Consider the following 7,292-nt stretch of genomic DNA (forward strand, 5'->3'; position numbering starts at 1 on the left):
TAAAAATGAGCATCAGACCAGCTTTCAGATGGTTTTCTTCGGTGGCGAGTGTTTTGGGTTCGATCGCGATGGATACTTTCAGTGCTGTGACATCTACTGTAAAACCGGCAGAAACGGTTGTTGTTGTCCGCAAAGGAATTTTAAAATTGTCAATATCGGTTGCAGATTTGCGCGAACTCGCAGAAACAGGAAAAGTCCCCGAAAAACTGCAAGCTTACGCCAATCTCCTGTCCTCTGAACAGCGCAGTCAAATCTTTCGAGCACTGCAAGCAAAAATTCCCCTAAATGTAGTCGGCCTGAGCAACTTGCTAAATACCGGCATCGGCACTGCAATCCTGACGGATTTGACTACAGTCATACCCAGGCGCGACGGTGCCGGTGCGGAAGCGCTGCGAACCGCTCTGGTGCTGGGAGCGAAAGCCCCGGAAGGCTTATCGGTATTGAGTTTCATTGAATCTTATCCCAGCTCGCGCTTAGTGGTGGATCTCGATCGAGCTTTCGCAGTTTTGGGAAATTTGAACGTAAGTTTTTGGCAAACTCAGCGTTTTATGACGGCGATCGCACCTCAGTTAGCAGCGGTTAAACCTGCCCTGAACCTGCCTTTCGACCCGAGCCAGCGCGGCCCTAATGGCGTGCGGGTACGGGCGCTAGATTTGAACGATAGCGCCCGCAATCGACCTATTCCGGTTGATGTCTACTGGTCGAGAGCTGCGACAGCCGACAAACCGACGATCGTCTTTTCTCACGGTTTGGGTTCTGTGCGCACGGATTTGCGCTACTTAGCCGAGCATTTGGCGTCTTACGGCTATGTGGTAGCAGCTTTAGAACATCCGGGAAGCAATGAAACGAATACTAATGCTGCGATCGCGGGTAAGTCTCCCTTGCTAGCTCCTCAAGAGTTTTTAGACCGTCCCAAAGACATCAGTTTTGTACTCGACGAACTGACAAAATTGAACCAAACTGATGATAATTTGCAGGGGAAAATCGCGATCGACCGATCGGTAATTATTGGCTATTCCTTCGGCGGCGCTACAGCCTTGTGCTTGGCCGGCGCCGAACTGCAATTGAGCGGACTCAAACAAAGGTGTGAGGGGGATTTGATTGGGTTCAGCTTGGGCGAAGGCATTCAGTGCGCCGCGGCCGCATTGCCCGAAGAACGGTATCAATTGCGGGATGCGAGGATTAAAAGGGCGATCGTCATGAATCCGATCGCATCATTATTATTTGGAGAAACTGGTTTAAGTGCAATTCAAATTCCTACCTTAATAGTAGCATCTTCTGCCGACAAAACAACTCCCGCCTTAGCCGAACAAATTGCCGGCTTTCCGAAAATTCCATCTCCTAAATGGCTAGTCGGTTTTGTAGGAGGAACCCACTTAAGCGTCAAAGATCCGAGTACAACTTTAGACCAAGTTCGCAGACCGAGTACAGGAATTACTGGCGATGAACTTGTCGGCGACCAAGCTGTTAGCATACGCAATTATATTAAAGCTGTAAGTTTGGCCACGGCCGCTCAACTAACGGCAGAAGCTGACAAATATGCAGTTTTTCTAACATCAGAATACGCGCAATTTGCTTCCACACCGGCAATTCCAGTGCGGCTGGTAACAGAAATTTCCCCGGAAATTAATGCAGTCGTGCAAACTTTTATTCAAGGGAATAAGTAGTCATTAGTCATTAGCTAATAACTAAGGGTTAAGACTTGTACTAAGACGGATAAACCGGGTTTTTTAACAGGAATTACACTTGCATATGTATATTTAGGGTGGGCAATGCCCACCTTATACCAATCCGCACTAACAACCCCTTTATAAGACTCGGCGATTGAAATCCCACTCTGCGCTTGCCTGTCGTCCCTCTCTGCGGACTAATAAATAAAGGAAATATTTAAGCCGGATGTCGTATTGCGACCTAGCAGCCTTTCCTTTTGTGTGCGCCGCCGCTTAGACCCAGGGTGTATGTTTCTTCTTAAGCTGTTTCTGATATATTTTGTCCGTGCAAGGGCAAAATATAACAAAGCGCTTTCACAAACTCTACTCCCAAACTGCCATGCCTAAAAAAAATTTTATCCCGCTGTTGCTTCTGTTTATAGCGCTGTTTACCCTTTACGGTGACAGTTTAACTTTTCTCCCCAAACCTGTAAGAGATACTAGCGTGGCAAGTCGAAAGTTCTTCGTCGGGTTGTGGCCATCATGGGTGAAGCCGCAAGATTCAAACAAGCAAAGGGATAAGGAGATTGAGAACTTGGACAAAAGCCCTAGTCCCAGTAGATAGTTTTGATCTACTCACGAGAAACCTGGTTTCTCTAACAATACCTAGCCATTTTCTTGTAGGTTGAGTTAAGCAAAGCGAACCCTACGCTTCGCTTCGCCCAACAGTACGATTTTAGATTTTAGATGAAAGATTTTTTATCCACTCTCTAATCTGTAATCGATTAAACTTAAGATTTGAGATTTTCCTCCAATCGGTAAGGTGCGCACTGCGCACCCTACATAATTAGGTTCTGCGTTCAGGACTGTTTTAGATTGGTTCTCCCATCTAAAATCTAAAATCTAAAATCTAAAATTGATTAAGCGTGCTTTTTCAACCAGCTAAACATAGCTCGCAAATCTTTACCAACTTCTTCAATAGGATGTTCTGCTTCCTGACGGCGCATGGAGGTAAAGCCCGGTTTGCCGGCTTGGTTTTCCAGAACGAATTCGCGGGCAAATTGGCCGGATTGAATTTCGCTGAGAATTTTGCGCATTTCGGCGCGGGTTTGATCCGTGACGATGCGGGGGCCGCGAGTTAAATCGCCGTATTCTGCGGTATTGGAGATGCTGTCGCGCATTTTGGCGAGGCCTCCTTCTACTACTAAGTCAACGATAAGTTTAACTTCGTGCAAACATTCAAAATAAGCTAATTCCGGTTGGTATCCGGCGTCAACTAAAGTTTCAAATCCAGCTTTAATTAATGCGCTCAAACCGCCGCACAAAACTACTTGTTCGCCAAAAAGATCCGTTTCTGTTTCTTCGCGGAAAGTCGTTTCCAGGATGCCGGCTCTGGTGCCGCCGATACCTTTAGCATAGGCCATTGCCCGATCGCGCGCTTGACCGGAAGCATCTTGATATACTGCAAACAAACTAGGAACGCCTTCCCCTTGTTCGTAAGTCCGCCGCACCAAGTGTCCGGGGCCTTTGGGGGCAACCATTACTACGTCTACATTGGCAGGAGGAACAACTTGGCCGAAGTGAATGTTAAAACCGTGAGCAAATGCTAAAACATTTCCTTCTGAAAGGTTCGGTTCGATTTGTTCTTTGTAAATAGTTTTTTGAACTTCATCGGGCAATAAAATCATGATGAAGTCAGCGGCGGCGGCTGCTTTGTCTACCGGGTGAACTGTTAAACCCGCGTCGGTTGCTTTGGCGGCAGATTTGCTACCGGGATACAAACCGACAACGACATTCATGCCGCTGTCTTTGAGGTTGAGGGCGTGGGCGTGTCCTTGGGAACCGTAGCCGATGATAGCAATCGTTTTGTTGGCTAAGAGGTCTAGGTTCGCGTCGGTGTCGTAATACATACGGGCCATAGTGCTTGTCTCCTGAGATGCAAATTGGGTGATTGACTGCAAAACTCTCATTTTATCAAAGTAGGGTACTTTTTTTTGCAAAATTTTTCAGGTTAAGATTTCGGCGGGGGAAAATAAAGGGCGATCGTCCTGAATTTAGCAGGCTTTCTCGCCGAGTCTGCGATCGTCCAATATAATTGTTAATAGCGTGCTGTGCATTTGGAAAAACCTCACATCTTGCACCATTCTCAAGAACAAGCAAGATGCCTGTTTCACAAAGAGTGAATTTTCTCGCTTCACAGGCCGGAAAGCCTGTTCATAAAAAGCTGATTGAGAATGGTGCAACATCTCAGACAAACGCAACTAACTAACTTTTTTAATATGAAAATAAAAGCAATACATCATGTCGCGATTATTTGCTCGGATTACGAAGCGTCGAAGAAATTTTATGTAGAAGTCTTAGGATGTTCCATTATCAAAGAAACTTTCCGAACCGAGAGGAATTCTTACAAACTAGATTTGCGAGTCGGCAAGGGCGACACCATCGAGCTTTTTTCATTTCCCCATCCTCCTGAAAGAATTAACAATCCTGAAGCTTGCGGTTTGAGACATTTAGCTTTTGCAGTTGAGGACATAGAAGCATCCGTTGCTTACTTAAGATCCCAACAAGTAGAAGTAGAAGAAATTCGCTTTGACGAGATTACAGAAAAACGGTTTACATTTTTTAGAGATCCAGACAACTTACCGTTAGAAATTTATGAACTTTAGAGCAACAGCCAAGGTAAAAAAGCTTAGCAAAAAGGGTAAATAATGGACAGTATTATCAGAAACACAATCACGATCGGATTGCCTACTTTAATGCTATTTATAGCTATAGCAGCTACAGGTAAAACAGGTGAGGCAGCCGTTTGGTCGGGTTTAGTCAAAGTAGGCGGTTCCTTTGGTATGCTGATCGGTTTAGGTGTGTTGGTATTTGTAGGATTTGTTGCCAATTCGTTTAGTTATTTTGTGGTAGATAGCTTGCTGGTGAGATTTTATCAAAAGCGGCGAGAGTTGGAACAGCCAGAACAACTGGTAATAGAAATTGATAAATTGCCGATTACCAACGACCTCAAAATTAAGCTGAAATGGGCGGTACTGCACAGAAACAACCAAATTATTAGCTTGAAGCACGTAATTTTAAAATGGTTTATCCTAGCAGCAATTTTAGATGCACTATTGTCAATTGCAGGTTACTTGGGAGCATTTAACCTATTTTTTGAGTTAAGTTCTCATTTTAAACTACAATATTTGTTGGCTGGCTTATCAATTTTTATATTCTTCGCTCTCGTGCGATCGAAAAAAATATGGTTGCTGGTGAGCGCATTTTGCATTATCATTAATTTGGCGGAAATTGTTCCTTGGTATTTTCCAGCGCCCGCCTTTGCAGGCTCAACTCCCGGACAAAACTTGCGGATTTTGCATTCAAATGTTTTAACGAGTAATCGGCGATATTCTGATGTGATATCGCTAGTTAAAGCAGAAAAACCCGATATCGCGGTTTTTGTAGAAGTTAGCACGTCTTGGGTTCGTGAGTTAGCGGTTTTAAGCGAAATGTTTCCTTACTATTCCAGCTACCAAGAATCGGATAGATTTGGCAGTGCCATCTACAGCAAGCTGCCTTTAAACAATACCTCTGTTAAAGCCTTTTCAAAGCAAAGAAAGAGCTTGTTGGCGGATGTGACCGTTCAAGGTAAAATCATTTCTCTGATTCTTGTTCATCCGACTGTACCGATCAAACATCATAGTTTTATCGCTCGCAATAAACAGCTAACAGCCATCGGCGAGTATGCAGCCCAAGTCAAAAATCCGCTGATTGTGCTTGGTGATTTCAATATCACAATGTGGTCGCCCTTCTACAAAAATATGGTAAAAACCGGAAATTTGCGAAATGCCCGATCGGGCTTTGGCATTTTACCGACTTGGCCGACTTTTATGCCACTGGCTTATATTCCGATCGATCACTTTCTAGTCAGCAAAGAAATTGGTGTTTTCAAGATTCGTACTGGCCGCAATGTCGGTTCCGATCATTTGCCGTTAATTACAGATTTGGTAATTTGAAGGCAGGATTCGATATTTTCTAATACAGTGTTTCCCGCTGTTATGAGGTACAGTAGCAGCAATGAGTAAACCAATTTATTAAATGTTTAGGGTTCATTAACTTAAGGGCAACTCCAATAATTTTATCAATCATTGACGTGGTTTTTGGAGTGAATCTTCGTAAAAAATATTTGAGTTGCGACTACCATTGCCTCAATGGGATTAAAATTGGGAGAATATGGACATAAGCAAATAACACTTGCACCGCAAGCTTCAATCATTGGTACAATTGATGCTAATTTATAGGCGGGTAAGTTATCATAACTACTACGGCTCCTTTCCATAATTCAGGACATAAAATTTTTTCAATAAATACGGCAAATGCTCGTCCATCCATTGAATCATTCATTGTCATCACTGCTAGCACTTTGTTCATACTAATTGCGCCAATAGCTGTGAATGAGAACCTCTCGATAAAATGGTTTGATTTCGGCAACTCTTGTTCCAGACGGAGAACAAGAATGAGTCCTGGTCAAACCCAATAGAATACCTGTTTCATCCAAAAACACGCTCGTTTTCTGGCTTGATATCCTTGATTTTATCCCAATACTCCACTCTCAATTTTTGTACTCTTTCTGTCGCAGCTTGGCTACTGTACCATGTTTTTTTTTGCGATTTAGCTCTAATTTTTGTAAGTAACGGCACATGGCTGCCCGACTCACCCAATTTCTGGTTTTTTGTGCAAATAATTAACACAACTCTACCTGCATTGGCATCGGGATGCTCTGCCACTATTACTCTGACTTCTTCAGATTTAGAAGTCAGATGACGCTCATTGCGGTTTCCCCTTTTTTTAGATTGTAAATTTCCCTCAGTTTGCGATCGAACGAGAATTTGGTAAAGGAATAGTTTCAGCCCGATCGGACTCGCACATCGACCGAGGAACGTCGCCACGTCAACCTGCTGAACAAAAAGCTGGATAGCCTGGTATGTTGTATACAGTAAATCAGCGGGCAGAGAGGAGCGAAGTATAATATGTTCTTGTGGATGTACAACTTGCCTACTTGGTTGATGGCCATCTTGTTCATCGTTGGTTTCGTTGCCTTTGGCTGGGCAGGCGTATACCTCATTCGACCCGTCATGCGCCGGAGATTTGGTCAAAACGAAGGTCACAACGAGCAAGTGACCTTTATCGTGAATGTTGTAGGCCTGTTCTACGGCTTGCTGCTTGGACTCGTGGTGGTAGCGGTATACCAACACTATTCCGATGTTCAGGAAAAAGTTTCCAACGAAGCCACCATACTCGGTGTGCTCTACCGTGATATCGCTGGCTTTCCCGACCCGCTGCGTCGCGAGCTGCAAGCGCAGTTGAGCGACTACAACCTGTACCTCATTAACGAAGTCTGGCCGGTCCAACAACGGACAGGAGATGTCCCGTACCGAGAGGTCACGGCCAAGATTTCCGCCGTTCAGGATAAGCTTGTGACCTTCAAGCCCGAAGGAGCCGCCCAAACCAATAGCCTGTACTTTTCCATGCAAAATTTGGATGAGTACGTCAAGCTTCGCCGGGATCGACTGTACGAGGTAAATAGGGCTTGCTGAATATATCGATCGCACTTTACGTGGCCTGGGTTTCGAGCGCGCGATCGAGAGTAAAGTGCAAGAT

Annotated in this window: 6 protein-coding genes; 4 read left to right on the forward strand and 2 right to left on the reverse strand. The window is 44.5% G+C overall.

All coding sequences use genetic code 11. The features are described from left to right. Positions 1-5: 5 nt before the first annotated feature. Complete coding sequence (locus QUA13_RS19070; protein WP_333200960.1) at positions 6-1,667, forward strand: alpha/beta hydrolase; 1,662 nt, start codon at positions 6-8, stop codon at positions 1,665-1,667. A 902-nt stretch (positions 1,668-2,569) separates the two neighbouring features. Here QUA13_RS19070 and ilvC read toward each other — a convergent pair. Then, on the reverse strand, positions 2,570-3,619 hold the full coding sequence (gene ilvC / locus QUA13_RS19075; protein WP_333040067.1) for a ketol-acid reductoisomerase: 1,050 nt from the start codon (positions 3,617-3,619) through the stop codon (positions 2,570-2,572). Positions 3,620-3,928: 309 nt separating this feature from the next. On the opposite strand from ilvC, the gene gloA2 reads away from it, so the two are divergent. Both gloA2 and QUA13_RS19085 read left to right on the forward strand, forming a co-directional pair. After that, positions 3,929-4,315: an SMU1112c/YaeR family gloxylase I-like metalloprotein gene (gene gloA2, locus QUA13_RS19080; RefSeq protein WP_333200962.1), complete on the forward strand. Its 387-nt coding sequence runs from the start codon at positions 3,929-3,931 to the stop codon at positions 4,313-4,315. Between the two features lie 42 nt (positions 4,316-4,357). Then, entirely contained in the window at positions 4,358-5,647 is a 1,290-nt protein-coding gene (locus QUA13_RS19085; protein WP_333200964.1) for an endonuclease/exonuclease/phosphatase family protein, read from the forward strand. 534 nt (positions 5,648-6,181) lie between these two features. On the opposite strand, the gene QUA13_RS32810 is transcribed toward QUA13_RS19085, so the two are convergent. After that, entirely contained in the window at positions 6,182-6,418 is a 237-nt protein-coding gene (locus QUA13_RS32810; RefSeq protein ID WP_445242727.1) for a hypothetical protein, read from the reverse strand. Between the two features lie 348 nt (positions 6,419-6,766). Between QUA13_RS32810 and QUA13_RS32815 the strand changes: the two genes are divergently transcribed. Further along, positions 6,767-7,228, forward strand: a complete 462-nt coding sequence (locus QUA13_RS32815) for a bestrophin-like domain (protein WP_445242729.1) — start codon at positions 6,767-6,769, stop codon at positions 7,226-7,228. The last annotated feature ends 64 nt before the right edge of the window (positions 7,229-7,292 follow it).

This window comes from Microcoleus sp. S28C3 (assembly GCF_036700785.1).
GTDB classification, from domain to species: domain Bacteria; phylum Cyanobacteriota; class Cyanobacteriia; order Cyanobacteriales; family Microcoleaceae; genus Microcoleus; species Microcoleus asticus.